At 53.5% G+C, this 17529-nt stretch carries 16 protein-coding genes, 1 tRNA gene and 1 pseudogene; 9 read left to right on the top strand and 9 right to left on the bottom strand.

Annotated features, from left to right (window positions below; genetic code table 11):
• Positions 1 to 317: 317 nt before the first annotated feature.
• From F8562_RS22650 to F8562_RS22630, 6 genes and pseudogenes are all read right to left on the bottom strand, one after another.
• The gene (locus F8562_RS22650; protein ID WP_151891944.1) at positions 318 to 2651 is read right to left on the bottom strand and encodes a primase-helicase zinc-binding domain-containing protein; all 2334 of its coding nucleotides are present in this window, start codon (positions 2649 to 2651) and stop codon (positions 318 to 320) included.
• A 14-nt stretch (positions 2652 to 2665) separates the two neighbouring features.
• Positions 2666 to 2986 carry a DUF5375 domain-containing protein gene (locus F8562_RS22645; RefSeq protein WP_014837515.1) on the bottom strand — a complete coding sequence of 107 codons (321 nt, stop codon included), beginning with the start codon at positions 2984 to 2986 and terminating at the stop codon, positions 2666 to 2668.
• Positions 2983 to 3210 carry a hypothetical protein gene (locus tag F8562_RS22640; RefSeq protein ID WP_151891943.1) on the bottom strand — a complete coding sequence of 76 codons (228 nt, stop codon included), beginning with the start codon at positions 3208 to 3210 and terminating at the stop codon, positions 2983 to 2985. Before F8562_RS22640 ends, F8562_RS22645 begins: the two co-directional genes overlap by 4 nt.
• Positions 3207 to 3401: a host cell division inhibitor Icd-like protein gene (locus tag F8562_RS29660; RefSeq protein ID WP_004132556.1), complete on the bottom strand. Its 195-nt coding sequence runs from the start codon at positions 3399 to 3401 to the stop codon at positions 3207 to 3209. The genes F8562_RS22640 and F8562_RS29660 overlap by 4 nt, the downstream gene beginning before the upstream one ends.
• Positions 3402 to 3425: 24 nt before the next feature.
• Positions 3426 to 3758 (bottom strand): annotated as a pseudogene (locus F8562_RS29655) (ash family protein); the annotation flags it as partial.
• 2 nt (positions 3759 to 3760) lie between these two features.
• On the bottom strand, positions 3761 to 4027 hold the full coding sequence (locus F8562_RS22630) for a helix-turn-helix transcriptional regulator (RefSeq protein ID WP_151891941.1): 267 nt from the start codon (positions 4025 to 4027) through the stop codon (positions 3761 to 3763).
• A gap of 539 nt (positions 4028 to 4566) precedes the next feature.
• On the opposite strand from F8562_RS22630, the gene F8562_RS22625 reads away from it, so the two are divergent.
• Genes F8562_RS22625 through F8562_RS22615 form a run of 3 tightly spaced genes read left to right on the top strand, consistent with a single transcriptional unit; the run spans position 4567 to position 6130 of the window.
• A complete protein-coding gene (locus F8562_RS22625; protein WP_151891940.1) occupies positions 4567 to 5304 on the top strand; it encodes a glycoprotein 3 in 738 nt (245 codons plus the stop codon).
• Positions 5301 to 5546 carry an ogr/Delta-like zinc finger family protein gene (locus tag F8562_RS22620; protein ID WP_004185270.1) on the top strand — a complete coding sequence of 82 codons (246 nt, stop codon included), beginning with the start codon at positions 5301 to 5303 and terminating at the stop codon, positions 5544 to 5546. Before F8562_RS22625 ends, F8562_RS22620 begins: the two co-directional genes overlap by 4 nt.
• Before the next feature lie 17 nt (positions 5547 to 5563).
• On the top strand, positions 5564 to 6130 hold the full coding sequence (locus F8562_RS22615) for a phage polarity suppression protein (protein WP_151891939.1): 567 nt from the start codon (positions 5564 to 5566) through the stop codon (positions 6128 to 6130).
• 554 nt (positions 6131 to 6684) lie between these two features.
• Here the strand turns inward: F8562_RS22615 and F8562_RS22610 are convergent.
• From F8562_RS22610 to F8562_RS22600, 3 genes are all read right to left on the bottom strand, one after another.
• Positions 6685 to 8130 carry a hypothetical protein gene (locus F8562_RS22610; protein ID WP_151891938.1) on the bottom strand — a complete coding sequence of 482 codons (1446 nt, stop codon included), beginning with the start codon at positions 8128 to 8130 and terminating at the stop codon, positions 6685 to 6687.
• Complete coding sequence (locus tag F8562_RS22605; protein ID WP_151891937.1) at positions 8127 to 9305, bottom strand: tyrosine-type recombinase/integrase; 1179 nt, start codon at positions 9303 to 9305, stop codon at positions 8127 to 8129. The genes F8562_RS22610 and F8562_RS22605 overlap by 4 nt, the downstream gene beginning before the upstream one ends.
• Before the next feature lie 162 nt (positions 9306 to 9467).
• Positions 9468 to 9562 (bottom strand) — tRNA-Sec (locus F8562_RS22600).
• A gap of 291 nt (positions 9563 to 9853) precedes the next feature.
• Here F8562_RS22600 and F8562_RS22595 point away from each other — a divergent pair.
• The 6 genes from F8562_RS22595 (at position 9854) to F8562_RS22570 (ending at position 17527) form a co-directional block, all read left to right on the top strand.
• The gene (locus F8562_RS22595) at positions 9854 to 11248 is read left to right on the top strand and encodes a glycoside-pentoside-hexuronide family transporter (RefSeq protein ID WP_014227274.1); all 1395 of its coding nucleotides are present in this window, start codon (positions 9854 to 9856) and stop codon (positions 11246 to 11248) included.
• Positions 11249 to 11261: 13 nt separating this feature from the next.
• Positions 11262 to 13580, top strand: coding sequence for an alpha-xylosidase (gene yicI / locus F8562_RS22590; RefSeq protein WP_014839807.1), 2319 nt, complete (start codon positions 11262 to 11264; stop codon positions 13578 to 13580).
• A gap of 443 nt (positions 13581 to 14023) precedes the next feature.
• Positions 14024 to 15595 carry a BglG family transcription antiterminator gene (locus F8562_RS22585; protein WP_042934225.1) on the top strand — a complete coding sequence of 524 codons (1572 nt, stop codon included), beginning with the start codon at positions 14024 to 14026 and terminating at the stop codon, positions 15593 to 15595.
• A 10-nt stretch (positions 15596 to 15605) separates the two neighbouring features.
• Positions 15606 to 16076, top strand: a complete 471-nt coding sequence (locus F8562_RS22580; RefSeq protein ID WP_004126743.1) for a PTS sugar transporter subunit IIA — start codon at positions 15606 to 15608, stop codon at positions 16074 to 16076.
• Between the two features lie 21 nt (positions 16077 to 16097).
• Positions 16098 to 16412: a PTS fructose transporter subunit IIB gene (locus F8562_RS22575; RefSeq protein ID WP_004126741.1), complete on the top strand. Its 315-nt coding sequence runs from the start codon at positions 16098 to 16100 to the stop codon at positions 16410 to 16412.
• 23 nt (positions 16413 to 16435) lie between these two features.
• Positions 16436 to 17527: a PTS fructose transporter subunit IIC gene (locus F8562_RS22570; RefSeq protein ID WP_014227271.1), complete on the top strand. Its 1092-nt coding sequence runs from the start codon at positions 16436 to 16438 to the stop codon at positions 17525 to 17527.
• The last annotated feature ends 2 nt before the right edge of the window (positions 17528 to 17529 follow it).

Below are 17529 nucleotides of genomic sequence, written 5' to 3'. Positions count from 1 at the left end.
AGGTTTTCTCATAAGTTAACGTAGCCAACATACAAGTACTTTCAGCTTTTGGAGCTCAGCGGCCAGATAGCTTTTGATGGTAAAAACTTTTTTTCTGGAAAAACTGTTCACACTGTTCACACTGTTCACACTGTTCACACTGTTCACACTGTTCACACTGTTCACACTGTTCACACTGTTCACACTGTTCACTCGGTATTTTTGTTGTTTATTTTCATAATATTAGCTGGTGAATACTCGGTGAACAGTGAACACTTTACTGTTCACTTTGCCTGGTGTGCAGGTAAAAAAAGACCGGCAATGCCGGTCCGGGTAGGTTATGTTGCGGTGGGTTCATCGCACTTCGGCAGCCAGTCGGCGTTGCTTTCCTCCCTGAGGGCGAGATTGGTCTGCATGCCCTGATTTGTGCGGCGCTTCTCATAATTCAGACCGTATTCTTTCAGCATGGCTGAGAGCCCCTTGCCGAACATGGTCAGGCTGAGCGCATTCCTGTAGCCGTGGGCCTCCATGTACACCAGATAAGCGTGATACAGATACAGGCGAGGCTGGCGCGGGATAATATTGGCGTTCCCCATATACATTCCGTCCGGCTCCGGCAATGCCTCCAGATAGCCGCAAAAATCAAACGTCGGGTCAGCGTCTCGTTTGATGCTGAGCGCCTCGTCGGAGTTCTGCTGCGACTGGAGCAGAGCGCGGGCGCTCATCGGGTCGCTGAACTGCTGCATTAACTGGCGGACAATCACGGCCAGCTCGCGGGCGATTTTATCCCTGAGCTGCGGGTCGCGCTCCTCCGGGGCTATCTGCTCCGGGAAGTGGATGATTACCCGGCGACGTGACACGCCCCCGCTGCGGTCGGTGAAGCGCATCGGGTTATTATTCACGGCCAGAATGACCGCCGGAATGTGCGTCGAGTAGGGATTCTGGTATTTCGGGTCAACGGAGACCGCATCGCCGCCGGTGATGGCCTTGAGTCCGGCACCGTCACCGCTCCATTTTTCCTGGTCAGGCAGACGAATAAGTGAGAAGCCAATCAGGGAGGCACGCTTACGGGGGTCTTCCAGCGTGTCGATATCGGCTGACGTGGCGTTATCCTCTCCGGCCAGCATCGTGGCGATTTCGGCGAGGATACTTTTCCCGCTGCCGCCGGGGCCGGTCACTTCGAGAAAGAGCTGCCAGTCGTAGCGGTTCGCCAGCACCATAAACAGCGCGGCCAGAATCACGTTACGTTTTGTCGGGTTGCCACTGGCCGCCCGGTCGAGCCAGCGCCAGAAGTTCGGCGCGTGGGTTTCCAGCGTTTCGCCCTCCACCGGCGGGGTGAAATCCACGTCGCACAGGGTGCGCAGCCAGTGCGATTTGCTGTGCGGGCTGAACAGGCCGCTTTGGGTATCGAGTACCCCGTTGCGAAAACCAATCAGACGGCGTGCCGGTGCCTCCTGCTGGGGAATAATCAGTTTCAGGGTTTCCACCACCGACGCAATTCTCCCCGACGAGAACGGGGCGCGCAGGCGCTGGAACAGCCCGGCCACATCGCGGGCAAAATCAGACGGCGGAATTACCTTCCAGATGCCGCTTTCATAGCGGGACAGAAGCTGGCCGTTGGCGTCCACGGCCAGCGCTTCGCCGTAATGTTCATGCACCCGCATTGCCTTATCGCTGGCGCTCATGGCGGTAAATTCCGCCTCGCTCATGGTGTCAAACGGGCTTTGTGCCGCTGGCCGGATGGCGGCATAAATGGCTTTCCGCGTGGCGTCCTCACCTTTCAGCATCATCGCATCATTCCAGTCCCCAAATACCGGCGGCAGGGCGACAACGCCCTCACAGGCTTCTGCGGCCGCGGTGGCTTTGTTCTGGCCGTCGCCGTTCAGGTCACGGTCAGCGGCAAGCACAATCTGACAGGCCGGATGTTTCTGACGGGCCAGGCTCGCCAGAGAAAGAAGGTTCACGGACGACAGCGCCACCATGACGGTTTCCCCGGTCAGGTGATGCACGCTAAGGGCCGTTGCATAACCCTCCGCTATCCACAGGCGTTTCCCGGCCTGTTTCTGCCCGTCGATGAGATGACATGCCCCTTTGACCTGCCCGCCCTTCAGGGTGCGCTTGAGCCCCTCAGCATTTATAAGCTGGAGGTTAACCAGCGCGCCGGTTTCGTCATACAGCGGCACCACCACATCACCGGCACGGTAAGCCACGCCGCCGGTTTTGTGCGACGTGGTCAGCGTCAGACATTCCAGAGCGGCAAAGCCCTTGCGGGTCAGGTAGGCGTTGCCGGTGGCCGGGCGGGTTTTCTCCAGCAGCCCGACGGCCAGCGCGGCCGCTGCTTTGCGGTCGGCCTCCGTTCCGGCGTCTGCGGCTGCCATCACCTCCGGGGCCACCGGCGGCAGGTGGCCGGTGACGGCGTTCACCTTCCCGGCGGCCTCGGATGCCGATATGCCGAACACCTTCTCAACCAGTTTCAGGCCGTCACCGGCGCCGCACTGGTTACAGAACCATGTGCCGCGCCCCTCTTTATCGTCAAAGCGGAACCGGTCAGCGCCGCCACACACCGGGCAGGCCTGATGGCGGTTTTTTATCACTTTCATTCCCAGCGCCGGGAGAATGCGCGGCCAGTGACCGCACGCCTGTTTTACCGTGTCCGTTACGTTCATTTTCATGGTTTTTTTCTCCCTCAGTGCAGTACAGGCGATGTCAGATGGCGGGCGCAGAGTTCATCCATCACGGCGAGCCCGAGGAAGGACAGCGACGGGGCGGCTTTCAGCGGCCCGGCCTCCATCAAATCTTCCAGTAATGCACAGGCAATCAGACGGCCTTTCTCTTCGCCGTGCTGGCGCAGGTAGAAGCCCTCCAGCTCGGCGGCGATGGCGCTTTCCAGCGCGTCGAGGGTGAGGTGAGGATAGCGGTGCTGACGTTCGCACAGGGTCAGCCAGGCACAGGCCACAGCGCGGCGATACAGGGCGGCGCGTAATACAGGCGGTAAAGGCGTTTTCATACGTTGCCCTCCCCGGTGAACCAGCAGTGGTTGCAGCGCTCGACCACGCCGTCGAGCTGGGCGGTCATCAGGTAAATCACGGAAGTGAGCTGTAACTGCTGAGTCGGGTCACGACGCAGGGAAGTACAGTCCTGCACCTGCATCAGCTCGCCGACGAACTGGCCGACGTTACGCAGGTGCTCCAGGCATTCGAGGTCTTTGACGGTGATGGCGGGCTGTTTCATGCGCGCACCTCCGCCACCGGCAGGCGACCGGCAAACGAGAGGACGTAGTCGCGAACGAGGGAAAGGCGTGCGGCGTGTTCATCCCCGGCGACGGCGCGGAGCATACAGATACGGGGCTGACGGTCTGCGCGACGAACAGCGGCAAACACAAAGACAAACTGCGGGTGTGACGGAGTGAGGGTCGTAGCCATAGGGGCAACCTCCTGTGAATAGCGGTTATTGCCACCACCGGAGTTCCTACGCTCATGGGTGGTGACCCGGACGGGGGTAGGAATACCGGCTCCACAGAATACCGGCCAGCCCGAAAGCTGCCCCGCCCGGACCACCATTATCTTGCCGGAGCTGCGGTGTACGCATAAACACCACAGCCCGAAAAATGGGTGTGCCTGAGCTACGACGTAAAAAAAGACGCATGGCGCGTCTGGTGTCGCCTGTGAATTACACGGGTTCCTACGCCCGGCTGCCGATTTTGCGACAGCGATAAAACTATACCTGGAAACGGCGAAGGGAGGCAAGCCAGAAAAAGGGGCTTTTTGCGGAACGGGCATCATCATGCGTCATAGCCCCGGTTGCGTTCGGCGATACGGTCGGCCATCCACCCGGTGATTTCCGACTGCGCCCACGCCACATTTTTTCCGCCGAGGGAAATTTGTTTCGGGAAAGCCTCCCGGCTGATGAGGTCGTAAATCGTGGAGCGGGACAGCCCGCACAGATGCATCACTTCGGGCAGGCGAATAAAGCGCTCCTGAACGGCATCAGAAACCGGCATCAGCGGCGTGGCAGGGGCAGAAGACGGGGATGAAAAAGCGGTGTGCATCGGGCTACCTCATAAAGTCCATACAGTGCCGGTCGTGTCCGTCCGGCCTCGGGTAGCTCTCTATTTTGTGAATATTTTCCCTGAGGGCAACAAGTCTTTTTGTTGTGTCCGACCACACAACATATTGATTTTTCGAAAGTGGAAAACACTGGCAACTGTTGGCAATCGTTGGCAATTGATGGCAAACCGATGATTACTTTTATTTATATATATTTATTTTTTAATCGCAAAAAAGACTAAAAGAGCAGGGCTTCGTCAAAACAGAAAGGTGAACAGTAGTGAACAGTCGGTGAACACTTCCACCCTCAACTGTTCACCACTTAACTTACTGTATTAATTATCTTTTTATTTAAAGTGAACAGTAGTGAACAGTTATATGTAAAAAAACAAACGGTGAGTATGCTTTTCCTGAGACCTTTCTCTGGCAAGCCGGGTTTTGACGTCCTGTTTGTGCCAGCACTGCCACAACCGCAACAGGTCGTGTTGTTGTGTGTGCCCCGGCAGAATCACCTCAAGTTGAAACCACGAGGAAACCTGCCATGACCGACACCACCTTTATCCCTGATTACCTGAAACCGGCGCTGGAGCGACTGGCCGCCGCCAGAACGGCCCATCTTGAACAGGCCCGCCGGATGGAGGACACCCTGACGGCCATCACCCGCGCGGAGGAGCAGAGAGCAGAGCTGGAGCAGGACAACGGCAGCGACACCCGCACCTGGCGCGCCGCTTTCCGTGCCGGGGGTGCCATGCTGACCGATGAGCTGAAAAGCGGCCATATCGAACGCGTGGCCCGCCGGGAGCTGGCGCAGGAATGTGACAACCTGACCGAAGTGCTGGCCTTTGAACGTGACCTGCTGAAAGTCGCCTGCAACAGCACCGCGCGGGCATTCCGCCAGGCGCATCATGCCGTACTGTCTGAATATGCGAAGGAAGAGCTCGACCGCGCGCTGAACGACACCCTCGGGCCACTGGTCCGGGCGATGGTGCTGAAAGCGGATGTGATGGCAAACCCGCTCGCCAACACCATCGGCCATCAGGGCTACATCGAGCCGGAGAAAGAGGTCATGCATCAGGTGGTGACCTTCCTGACCAGGAAAGTGAGCGACTTCTCCGTCACGCCAGCGGATGAGCCGGTGCTCTCCCTGACCGGCTTCCCGGCCGTCACCCTCCCGCACATGGACCACGACGCCGCCAGCACGCCCGGCGAGCGCAAGGTCTGGCAGGAGAAAATCCGTCAGCGCAAGGCTGACCTGAAAGCGCGGGGGCTGCTGCCATGATGCACTGTCCGTTCTGCAAAAAGTCGGCGCATGCCCGCACCTCCCGCTATCTGTCGGAGAACGTCAAACAGCGCTATCACCAGTGCACCAATATTGAGTGCTCGGCGACGTTCCGCACCACTGAAGCCATCGACGAGGTTATCCGGCCCCCGGCGGAGAAAGCGCCGCCTGTCGCGGAGCCGGTCACACCCCCGGCGCCCCGTAAAGTGCAGGGCTGCTACAGCTCGCCATACCGCCATTAATCAGGGGAGAACTGACCATGACCACCCTCACGCTACAGCAGGCCTTTGAAGCCTGTCAGAAGAACGAAACCGACTGGCTGAACCGTAAAGCCGAACTCGCGGCCGCAGAGCAGGAATATCAGGAACAGGTGCTGGCCGGGGATGACCGTATACCGGGCAGAATGCAGACACTGCGCGATATTATCGATGTCAAAAAATGGGAGATAAATCAGGCTGCCGGGCGCTATATCCGCTCCCATGAAGCGGTGCAGCGCATCAGTATCCGCAACCGGCTGAATGACTTTATGCAGGCGCACGGGACAGAGCTCGCCGCCACGCTCGCCCCGGAGCTGATGGGACTCAGCCAGCAGCCCGCACTCCTGACCGGCCATGCGCTCGACCGTTCGGCGCATTACCTGCGCGAAGCGCTGTCCGTGTGGCTGAGTACCGGTGAAGAAATTAATTATTCGGCAGAAGACAGCGATATTTTAACGGCCATCGGATTCAGGCCTGACGCGGCTTCGCGGGTGGATAATCAGGAAAAATACACCCCCGCACAGAGCCTGATTTATGCCCGCCGACGCACGGAACTGGCCAGTAAGTAGCACCGCAAGAAATCCCCGAAAATACCGCTATTTTTCCCGAATTAAGCCATGCATCCACAGGGTGCATGGTTTTGCATGCGCTTTCCCGTCCCGTCACTCCATTCGCAGCCCTTTTCCGGCGCGGCCTGAGCCCTCCGATGCACCTGCATGAAAACCGACCCATGAAGCGGGCAGGCGAGGCGGGGAAAGCACTGCGCGCCAGCGGTAAAGTATTTATTTAATGATATTTAATTTCACGGCCTGAACGCGTCGCTGCGCTGCGCGGGTTCGCGGGAGTGTCGGTGGATGGTGCGGTGCTGTTCGGGGGCGTGGTGAGCCTCTGAGGCGGTCAGGATAAGTGCAGGAAAAGGCCGCCCGGCGGATGAGGAAAATCAGTTATTTCGGCGTTGATACTGTTGCCTCTTAAAGCACTCACCTCCTGCCCATGCATTCATCTGATGCATTCGGGCCTGTTGCAGCTTGAGCCTCGCTATGCACCTGCATGAGAACAGACCCATGAAGCGTGTAGGCGAGGCGGGGAAAGCACTGCGCGCAAATACAGCTAAGAGCATTTATTACTTATTTTCAGACTCAGTCTGGGATTCAGGTTGTGGAATTGACATAATTTCCGTTTGCACCCCATTCACCCCATCTTCTTCCGCCTCTAAAGTCGCCTGTGCCTGTGCCTGTGCCTGTGCTTGTGCTTGTGCCTGTGCCTGTGCCTGTGCCTGTGCCTGTGCTTGTGCTTGTGCCTGTGCTTGTGCCTGTGCTTCAGCTTCAGCTTCCTTCGATTGAATATCCTCTTCACTTATCGTTACATTGATAGTTTCGTCCTTACCAAAGAGTTCATCATAAAGATCTTTAAATTCATCACTATTTTTGAAATGAATAAATAATGGCCATTGTTCAATATGTTCTTTCTTAAGAACACCCATCTGATACGCCTGCTTCATATATACTGCAGACTTTTTGTAATCCTCTTTAAGAATTCTTTCAGCCATTTGTAAAATTGGACTTGACGCAGACCAATCATAACTATCAAGAAGGTTGTCGGAGGCCTGTTTCTGGCCTCTTTCTCTTAATGCGATACAGTGATTTACCAATAGTGCTCGTCTTGTAACTTCACCTATTGAACTGAAAGGCTTTGATAAAAATAGAGTGGTCAGTGAGTTTAATAGCTCATATTTTTTTCTAGATAAAAGCTCATAAGATATATCATGAATGCTATCACCTATTTTCTCTGAGCTCTCTTTAAAAACTTTGTTCCAAAGTACATGTGTAAGTTTGATTGCCAATTCAGAAAATACATCTATTGCTTGGAAGATATAGCTATTTGTTGCATATAGCTTATTGCCAATCTTTAAATCATTGAGTTTTACACCGTTTTCAGTGCAGTTTTTTATATATTGCGATGAAACTATACCTTTGCAATGCACAAATAAGTTGCGTCGCTCGGTTATCTCAATGAAATTAGGAAGTAAGGATAAGTCTTTCGTAAGATCTATACTAAATTTTCGTTCTAGAGCGGTTAACTGCTCAAGATGACTTTTTCTCAATGTAGTTTCAATATCTTTTTCAATTACAAACTCCTTGATAGATTCCATGCTTCCAAATTCAATTATTTCCTTAAATGTAAATTCCTTCTCTAAACTATTAACTTTTTCTGGTTTATTCTTGTAGATCTCTCGAATAAGATCTCCAAGAAAAGCATCATACTCACTTACGATTGCTACCAAAAAATTACTCGGGATAACAAGGAGTAACTTTCTTGATTTATCTCTTTCTTTACGAAGTTTCCTTAACTCTGGTGTTTTGCTCCTGTGCATTAAAAAACTTACTATTTTCCCATCGTCCTTTCTTTCGATTTCTTTAGCATGAACCTCAATGAAGTTTTCATATGCAATGTTCTTATTATTATATTCTTCGACCAGATTCTTTTTTAAGGATGGTAAGGCATCCTCAATACTTTCAAGAATTTCTAAAAAATAGACAAGCTTTCCGTTGATTTCAAAGTCGCTCATTTATTATTCCTAGGGTATAAGTAATCGCTGTATGATTGCATCATTTTTTTTCTTTGTTCAAAATATTGCGCATGATTATAAATGCCTCTAATAGAGTTTTTATCAACATGTGCCAACTGCATTTCTATCCATGCGCTATCAAAACCTTGTTCATGTAAAATTGTGGACATGGTATGTCTAAAACCATGACCTGTAGCACGCCCTTTGTAACCTAGTAACTCAATCACTTGAGTCACACTTTCTTTGCAAATTGGCTTACTGCGGTTATTCCTGCCGATAAAAATGTAAGAATAATGACCGGTAATGGGCTTGAGCTGCTTAAAGAGTTCAATCACTTGAGTAGATAAAGGGACAATGTGAGGCCTACGCATTTTCATCCGTTCTGCTGGGATTTCCCAAATTGCCTTTTCTAAATCAATTTCATCCCACGTAGCAAAGCGCATTTCCTGCGTCCTCACACCAGTTAACATGACTATTTTAGTCGCATTTTTGGTGATGATGCTACCGGTATACGCTTCGAGATCCCGAATAAAATGAGGTAATTCTTCGGCAGATAGAAATGGATGATGTTTTTGCTTAGGAACGGCCAAAGCGATAGCTAAATCAGGTGCCGGATTATATTCAGCGCGGCCAGTTATGATTGCATAGCGATAGACCTCTCCGCATCTTTGGCGCACTTTTCTGGTCTTCTCTAGTGCTCCACGCTTCTCTATTCGTCGCAATACTTCAAGCAGTTCTAACGGTTTGATTTCACTGATAGGGCGTTTACCAATGAACGGGAACACATCTTGCTCAAATGTCTTAATGATTTCTTCGCGATAGGCCACTGTCCAGCGGTCAGCTTTGTTGGTGTGCCATTCTCGACATATAGCTTCGAATGAGTTTTCAGTGGAGAGTTGCTGAGCCAGTTTCTGCGCTTTGCGCTCCTCAACCGGATCAATGCTATTAGCAACTTGCTTACGGGTGATCTCGCGCTTTTCACGAGCTTCAGCGAGGCTTATCAAGTCGTAGCTGCCAAATGACATTAACCGCGCTTTTCCAGCGAGACGAAAACGGAACCGCCAGCCCTTCGAACCATCGGGATTGATAAGCAATGACAGGCCTTGCCCATCGTTCAAGGTGTATGGTTTGTCCTGGGGTTTTGCTCGTTTGATTTGTATGTCTGTCAGTGCCATGTGTATAAGCCAAAAATGTGTATAAAAAATCTATACACATCACTATACATATTTTTCACGGATTCAGGGAGAACTTGTCGGACGATTATGGATGAGAGATTAACTATGTATATTGAAAATTAAGGGATTTTTATACTTTCTCGGATGGCGGCGGAGCAATTTTGGCGGAAGATCACAGGAGTTGAACCTGCCCGGGACCGCTGGCGGCCCCAACTGGATTTGAAGTCCAGCCACCTCACCGGAGATGACGATCTTCCGCGCCTCGATTGCTACATGGAGGCGGGGCGCATTATAGCTACTTTCCTGCATTAACCACATCCCCCAACGCACTTTTTTACTGTTAAAACTGGACTTTACAGAACCTTCTTAAACAATTCCTTGCAAAATCCGTGGCTTACACTTTTACACACTCTTTCAGGCTACCGGGATCACATAAAACAAGAAACGTAATTTGAATATGAGATATCGCAATTCATCTTACTGCGCGGATGGTTTACAAAGCATGTAACCGGTACCAACCCGCGGCAGCGCTGAGAGAAGAGTGTGCGATGAAAGATCATATTTTGTCCGTCAAAGAGAAGATTGGCTACGGCATGGGCGATGCCGCAAGCCACATCATTTTTGATAACGTCATGTTGTATATGATGTTTTTTTATACCGATATCTTTGGTATTCCTGCCGGCTATGTCGGCACCATGTTCCTGCTGGCCCGCGCGCTGGATGCGATATCCGACCCCTGCATGGGGCTGCTGGCCGACCGTACCCGCAGCCGCTGGGGAAAATTCCGCCCGTGGATCCTGTTCGGTGCGATTCCGTTCGGCCTCGTCTGCGTGCTGGCCTACAGCTCGCCGGACCTGAGTCATAACGGCAAGCTGATTTACGCCGCGGTCACCTACACGCTGCTGACCCTGCTCTACACCGTGGTTAACATCCCGTACTGCGCGCTGGGCGGGGTCATCACCGACAACCCAACGCAGCGCATCTCCCTGCAGTCCTGGCGCTTTGTGCTGGCGACGGCGGGCGGCATGCTCTCCACCGTGCTGATGATGCCGCTGGTGAACTTTATCGGCGGCGAAGACAAAGCCTTTGGCTTTCAGGGCGGCATCGCGGTGCTGTCGGCGATCGCTTTCCTGATGCTGGCGTTTTGTTTCTTCACCACCAAAGAGCGCGTCGAAGCGCCGCCGAGCTCTACCTCAATGCGGGAAGACCTGCGCGATATCTGGCGCAACGATCAGTGGCGTGTCGTTGGTCTGCTGACCATCCTCAACATCCTCGCGGTCTGCGTTCGCGGCGGCGCGATGATGTACTACACCACCTGGATTATGGGGTCCGCTGGTCTGTTCACCGCCTTCCTCACCACCTACTGCGTCGGCAACCTGATTGGCTCGGCGCTGGCGAAGCCGCTCACCGACTGGAAATGCAAAGTCAGCGTCTTCTGGTGGACTAACGCCCTGCTGGCGGCGCTGAGCGTGGCGATGTTCTTCGTGCCGATGGACGCCGAAATCACCATGTTCGCCTTTATCTTCGTGATTGGCGTGCTGCACCAGCTGGTGACGCCGATTCAGTGGGTGATGATGTCCGACACCGTCGACTACGGCGAATGGTGTAACGGCAAACGCCTGACCGGCATCAGCTTTGCGGGCACCCTGTTCGTGCTCAAGCTGGGCCTGGCGCTGGGCGGCGCGCTGATTGGCTGGATGCTGGCGGGCGGCGGTTACGATGCCGCGGCCAAAACCCAGAACAGCGCCACTATCACCATCATCATCTCATTGTTCACCCTCGCTCCGGCGGTCTGTTATCTGCTGAGCGCGGTTATCGCGAAACGCTACTACACCCTGAAAACCCCGTTCCTGAAAAAGATGATGGCGGAGCTGGCTCAGGGCGCGCGCCGCAACGAACAGGAATTCATTTCAGCGCCGAACGGCAAAGAATTGCAAAACTAAGAGGAAGCTATTCATGAAAATCAGTGATGGAAACTGGCTTATTCAACCAGGGCTCAATCTGATCCAACCTGTACAGGTGTACGAAGTTGAGCAACAGGGCAATGACATGGTGGTCTACGTCGCGTCGCGCGAAGTGCGCGAGCGTGCCGCCCAGCTGGACGTTCCGCTATTTACCGTGCGCTTCTTCTCTCCGCAGGAAGGGGTGATTGGCGTACGTATGGAGCACTTCCAGGGCGCGTTGAACAACGGCCCGCATTACCCGCTGAACGTGCTGAAAGACGTCAAGGTGGAGATTAACAACGGCGCTGAGTATGCCGAGCTGAAGAGCGGCAATTTGACCGCTCGCGTCACGAAAGGCGACTTCTGGTCGCTGGATTTCCTGCGCGACGGCGTGCGGATTACCGGTAGCCAGCTGAAAAACGACGGCTACGTGCAGGATACCAAAACGCATCGTAACTATATGTTTGAGCGCCTGGATCTCGGCGTCGGCGACACCGTTTACGGCCTCGGCGAGCGCTTTACCGCGCTGGTGCGCAACGGCCAGACGGTCGACACCTGGAACGAAGACGGCGGCACCAGCACCGAACAGTCGTACAAAAATATCCCGTTCTATCTGACCAACCGCGGCTACGGCGTGCTGGTGAATCATCCTGAGCGCGTCTCTTTCGAAATCGGCTCCGAAAAAGTCTCTAAGGTGCAGTTCAGCGTCGAAGGTGAATACCTGGAGTACTTCGTTATCGACGGCCCGACCCCGAAAGAGGTGCTGAACCGCTATACCCGGTTTACCGGGCGTCCGGCGCTGCCGCCGGCCTGGTCTTTCGGCCTGTGGCTGACCACCTCGTTCACTACCAACTACGATGAAGCGACGGTTAACAGCTTTATCGACGGCATGGCGGAGCGCAACCTGCCGCTGCACGTGTTCCACTTTGACTGCTTCTGGATGAAGGCCTTCCAGTGGTGCGATTTTGAATGGGATCCGGTGACCTTCCCTGACCCGGAAGGCATGATTAAGCGTCTGAAAGAGAAAGGGCTGAAGGTCTGCGTGTGGATTAACCCCTATATCGGCCAGCGTTCGCCGGTGTTTAAAGAGCTGCAGGAGAAAGGCTATCTGCTGAAACGCCCGGACGGTTCGCTGTGGCAGTGGGATAAATGGCAGCCGGGCCTGGCGATTTATGACTTCACTAATCCGCAAGCCTGCCAGTGGTATGCCGACAAGCTGAAAGGCCTGGTAGCGATGGGCGTTGACTGCTTCAAGACCGACTTCGGCGAGCGTATCCCGACCGACGTGCAGTGGTTTGATGGTTCCGATCCGCAGAAAATGCACAACCACTACGCCTTCATCTATAACGAGCTGGTGTGGAACGTACTGAAAGAGACCGTCGGCGAGAAAGAAGCGGTGCTGTTCGCGCGCTCCGCCTCGGTGGGCGCGCAGCAGTTCCCGGTGCACTGGGGCGGCGACTGCTACGCCAACTATGAATCGATGGCGGAAAGCCTGCGCGGCGGCCTGTCGATCGGCATGTCCGGCTTTGGGTTCTGGAGCCACGATATCGGCGGCTTCGAAAACACCGCGCCCGCTCACGTCTACAAGCGCTGGTGCGCCTTCGGCCTGCTGTCGAGCCACAGCCGTCTGCACGGCAGCAAATCCTATCGCGTGCCGTGGGCCTACGATGACGAGTCCTGCGACGTGGTGCGCCACTTCACGCAGCTGAAATGCCGCATGATGCCGTATCTGTACCGTCAGGCGGCGCTAGCCAATGAGTTCGGTACGCCGATGCTGCGTTCGATGATGCTGGAGTTCCCGCACGATCCGGCCTGCGACTATCTGGATCGGCAGTACATGCTGGGAGATTCCGTACTGGTGGCGCCGGTGTTTAGCGAAGCGGGAGACGTCCAGTTCTGGCTGCCGGAAGGCCGCTGGACCCATCTGTGGCACAACGATGAAGCGCAGGGTAGCCGCTGGCATAAGCAGAATCACGATGTGCTGAGCCTGCCGGTGTACGTGCGTGACAACACTCTGCTGGCGCTGGGAAACAATGACCAGAAGCCGGACTACGCGTGGAACGAAGGTACCGCCTTCCAGCTGTTTAGCCTCGACGATGGTCGCGAAGCCGTCTGCCAGGTGCCGGCCGCGGACGGGTCGGTGGTCTTTACCCTGACGGCGAAACGCCAGGGCAACGTCATCACCGTCAGCGGTGACGGTGAGGCCAGCGGCTGGACGCTGTGCCTGCGCAACATCCAGCAGGTGGCGGGCGTGCAGGGCGGGACTCAGGCGGGTAGCGAGCTGGGCGTGGTGGTGACCGCGCAGGGCAATGCGTTGACGATTACGCTGTAAGCGCTTTGGAGCCGGACAGGCGCATCAGGCGCCGCCTCCGGGGAAGGTGCCAAACCTGATGCATCAGCGCAGCTGCTTCCCGGCTCGCGCTGCGCTTAGTCGGGCTACAGGTTTCCAGCCGTCTGCACGCCGTAGCCCGGACAAGGCGCGTCAAGCGCCGCCTCCGGGAATGCTGTCAGGCTAAAGGCGGTTAACCATTCCCGGGTATATTCTTATGGTGAATTGAGATCGCTATCACGTATATTTCTTCCTGAAATGTGATCTGAATTATAATTATTCCTTAATCCCTCTCCTCGTTTTATTTCTGTCCGGATGTCTGGACAAAATTTAGTATTGTTGTTTACGCCTCTGCTACTTATATTTATCCTCAATGATTTATGTAGCGCTCGCGTGGTATCGCGCTGGCCTCCAGACATTAATCTGGTATGCAATAAGGGTAAATAATGCAAATGATTACCTCACGACAGAACAGATTATTGAAATTTCTCCTGCCCCGCAGAGAATACGTTACGCTGATGAAAATTGCTGAATATTTAAATGTTTCAGAAAAAACGGTTCAGCGTGATTTACGCTTTTTAGAACAGTGGTTATCTGAGTGGAAAATGACTATCGACAAACGCTCAGGCGCCGGCGTGATGCTGATCGCTGATAATGTCACGGATCTGCTGCAATTAGACCAATTACTCGGTAACGAGGGGGAGGACAGCGATGTCATGATGAATAACTCCCGGCGTGTGAAAATTGCTTCGCAGCTCTTAAGTGAGACTCCGCGGGAGACATCAATTAATAAGCTCTCTGAGCGTTATTTTATCAGTAGTGCATCTATCGTTAATGATCTGAAAATTATTGAGTCATGGATTGCTCCGCTCGGCTTAACGCTGATTCGTAGCCAGAGCGGGACGCATATTGAAGGCAGCGAAAACAGCGTCCGCCAGGCGATGGCGTCGTTAATTAATGGGGTGATTAATCATAATGAGCCCGGCTGTATTATCCATTCCCGGCTGGACTCAGGAAGCTATAAAGCGCTGGTGCATTATTTTGGTGAGGATGACGTTTTATTTGTTCAGTCATTATTACAGGAAATGGAGCGCAAGCTGTGCTGGTCATTAGGCGAACCGTATTATGTGAATATTTTTACCCATATCCTCATTATGATGTATCGCATTACCCGTGGGAATGCCTTACCGCGGCGTGAACAGGGGCAGCAGATTTTTGATGAGACGATATTTAGCGTTGCCCAGAATATGCTGCGAAAAATTGAACACCGTATTGACCATTCGCTGCCGGAAGATGAAGTCTGGTTTATTTATCAGTACATCATCTCCTCTGGCGTTGTGGTGGAAGAGCGAGATGATGTCAGCATGGTGCGCTATATGCATTCTAGCGATGAGGCCCGACAAATTACCGATCGCCTGATTAGCGCTTTTTCCACCATGATTGATCTCGATTTAACCGCCGATCGCGCGTTATACGATGGTCTGCTCATTCATATCAAGCCGCTCATTAACCGCCTTAATTTTCGGATTTATATTCGTAACCCTCTGCTTGAGGATATCAAGGGCGAGCTGACGGACGTGTGGCCGCTCACCCAGCGGGCGGTCAATCAGGTTTTTAGCCGCTGGGGCGAGCGTGCGGTTTCCGACGACGAGATTGGCTATCTCACCGTTCATTTCCAGGCGGCGATGGAAAGACAGGTCGCCAGCAAGCGCGTTCTGCTGGTTTGTTCTACCGGAATCGGCACATCTCACCTGTTGAAAAGTAGAGTGTTGAGAGCGTTTCCTGACTGGACCATCGTCGGCGTGGTTTCGGCAAGCAGCCTGCATACCCTTCAGCCGCAGGACAAGATTGAACTGGTTATTTCGACGATCAATCTGCCGGAAATAGCTCTGCCGGTAGTCTATGTTAGCGCATTTTTTAATGATGCCGATATCCGGCGGGTTACGGAAAAAATCGTTACCGACAAATTACATCGCGCGGCAATATCTGCTGTAGATAATGAAGTTTTATATCCATGAGGTAAAGAATATGGACATAACCAGGATTTTAAACACCAAACGCGTTTTGTTAGATATGCACGCTACGAATAAAGCGGAAGCCATCGAGGAGTTAACCGACTTATTACAAAAAGACGGGGCGATAAGCTGTCGAGAAACCTTTATTCAGGATGTCTGGCAGCGTGAGTCGGAAGGCTCAACGGGGTTTGAAAATCATATTGCGATCCCGCATGGAAAGTCGTCCGCCGTTGTTAATACCACCCTTGCCATTGGTCGCACCCGGCAGGATATCGCCTGGGAAACGCTGGACGGCAGCCAGGTACGCTGCATTATTTTATTTGCCGTTCGTCTGGAAGATCAAAATACCACCCATATTCGCCTGTTGTCCCAGGTCGCCGGAGCGCTGGCGGATGATGACATTATTGAACAACTGCTCAAAGAAACCAGTCCGCAGAGGATTATTGATCTGTTTAACCAATATGCCGAGTCGGACATTTACTAACAATAACTAGCGGAGTCCGAGATGAATATTGTCTGTGTTGCTGCCTGTACCGCAGGTATTGCTCATACTTATATTGCACGTGAGAAGCTGATTAAAGGTGCGAAAGCGCTGGGCCACAATGTCAAAGTCGAAACCCAGGGAACCATTGGTACTGAAAATGAACTGGCGGCGGAAGATATTGACGCTGCGGATGTCGTTATTCTTGCCATTGATGTGAAAATTAAAGGCGAAGAGCGTTTTAAAAATAAACGGATTGTCAGAGTAAAAACGGAAGTCGTGATTAAGTCGCCGATTCAGTTTATCGAAAAGGTCGAAAAATCCTTAGCGAATGCCTGATCCTTAATCTGGAGGGATCTACCATGAGTGAGAATAAAATTCCCGTCTCACAGGAAATTAAGAAGCATTTATTAACCGGTATTTCATGGATGATACCGCTGATCGTCGCCGCCGGGATCTGTATCGCGCTGGGACAAGTCCTTGGCGGGACGAACGTTGGCGAGAAAACCGGCACCATTCCGTGGATGTTAAACCAAATCGGCGGCTGGGGAATGGGGCTGATTGTGCCCTTGATCTGCGCCGCTATCGCTTACTCCATTGCCGATCGTCCTGGATTCGCTCCGGGTTTGATCGTGGGTTTTGTCTGCGGGCAAATTCATACCGGTTTTATTGGCGGCATGCTGGGCGGCTTCCTCGTGGGCTACACGGTACTGGCGCTAAAACACTATATTCGGCTGCCGAAATCGATGCAGGGGCTGATGCCGATTATGGTGCTGCCGGTATTAAGCACCATCATTAGCGGTTTGCTGATGATGACCCTGATCGGCAAGCCCATTGCCTGGCTGCAGGACGCGCTGATTCACATGCTGGAGTCGATGCAGGGCGGCTCGCGTTTCCTGCTGGGCGCCATCCTTGGCGCCATGGCGACCTTCGACTTCGGCGGTCCGGTGAATAAAACCATGTCGCTGTTTGCCGATGGTCTGCTGGTCAGCGGCGTTTACGGCCCGGAAGCGGTGAAGTTTGTGGGTTCGATAATCCCGCCGTTCGGCATCACCCTCTCGTTTCTGCTGACCCGCCATAAATACACCCGTGCCGAACGCGAAGCCCTGAAGGCCGCGTTCCCGATGGGGATCTGCATGATCACCGAAGGGGTGATCCCCATCGCCGCCCGCGATCTGCTGCGCGTCGTGGGATCCTGCGTGGTGGCGTCAGCGGTGGCCGGTGGCCTGATCATGACATGGGGCGTGGAGAGTCCGGTGCCGCACGGTGGGATGTTTGTGGTGCCGCTCTTTACGCATCCCCTGCTGTTCTGCCTCTCTCTGGCGATTGGCACCGTGATTTGCGGTGTGATGCTCTCGCTGTGGAAAAAGCCGGTAACCGAGCGCGATGAAGAGTTTGATGAGCTGAACGACCAAAAGGTCAAAGACGACGAAATCACCTTTACCCTCGAATAAAC

Origin of the sequence: Klebsiella sp. RCJ4, from assembly GCF_009025755.1 — a bacterium.
Lineage (GTDB): Bacteria > Pseudomonadota > Gammaproteobacteria > Enterobacterales > Enterobacteriaceae > Klebsiella > Klebsiella michiganensis.
Note: the sequence above shows the minus strand (reverse complement) of the source record. Positions and strands in the feature narration are given on the sequence as shown.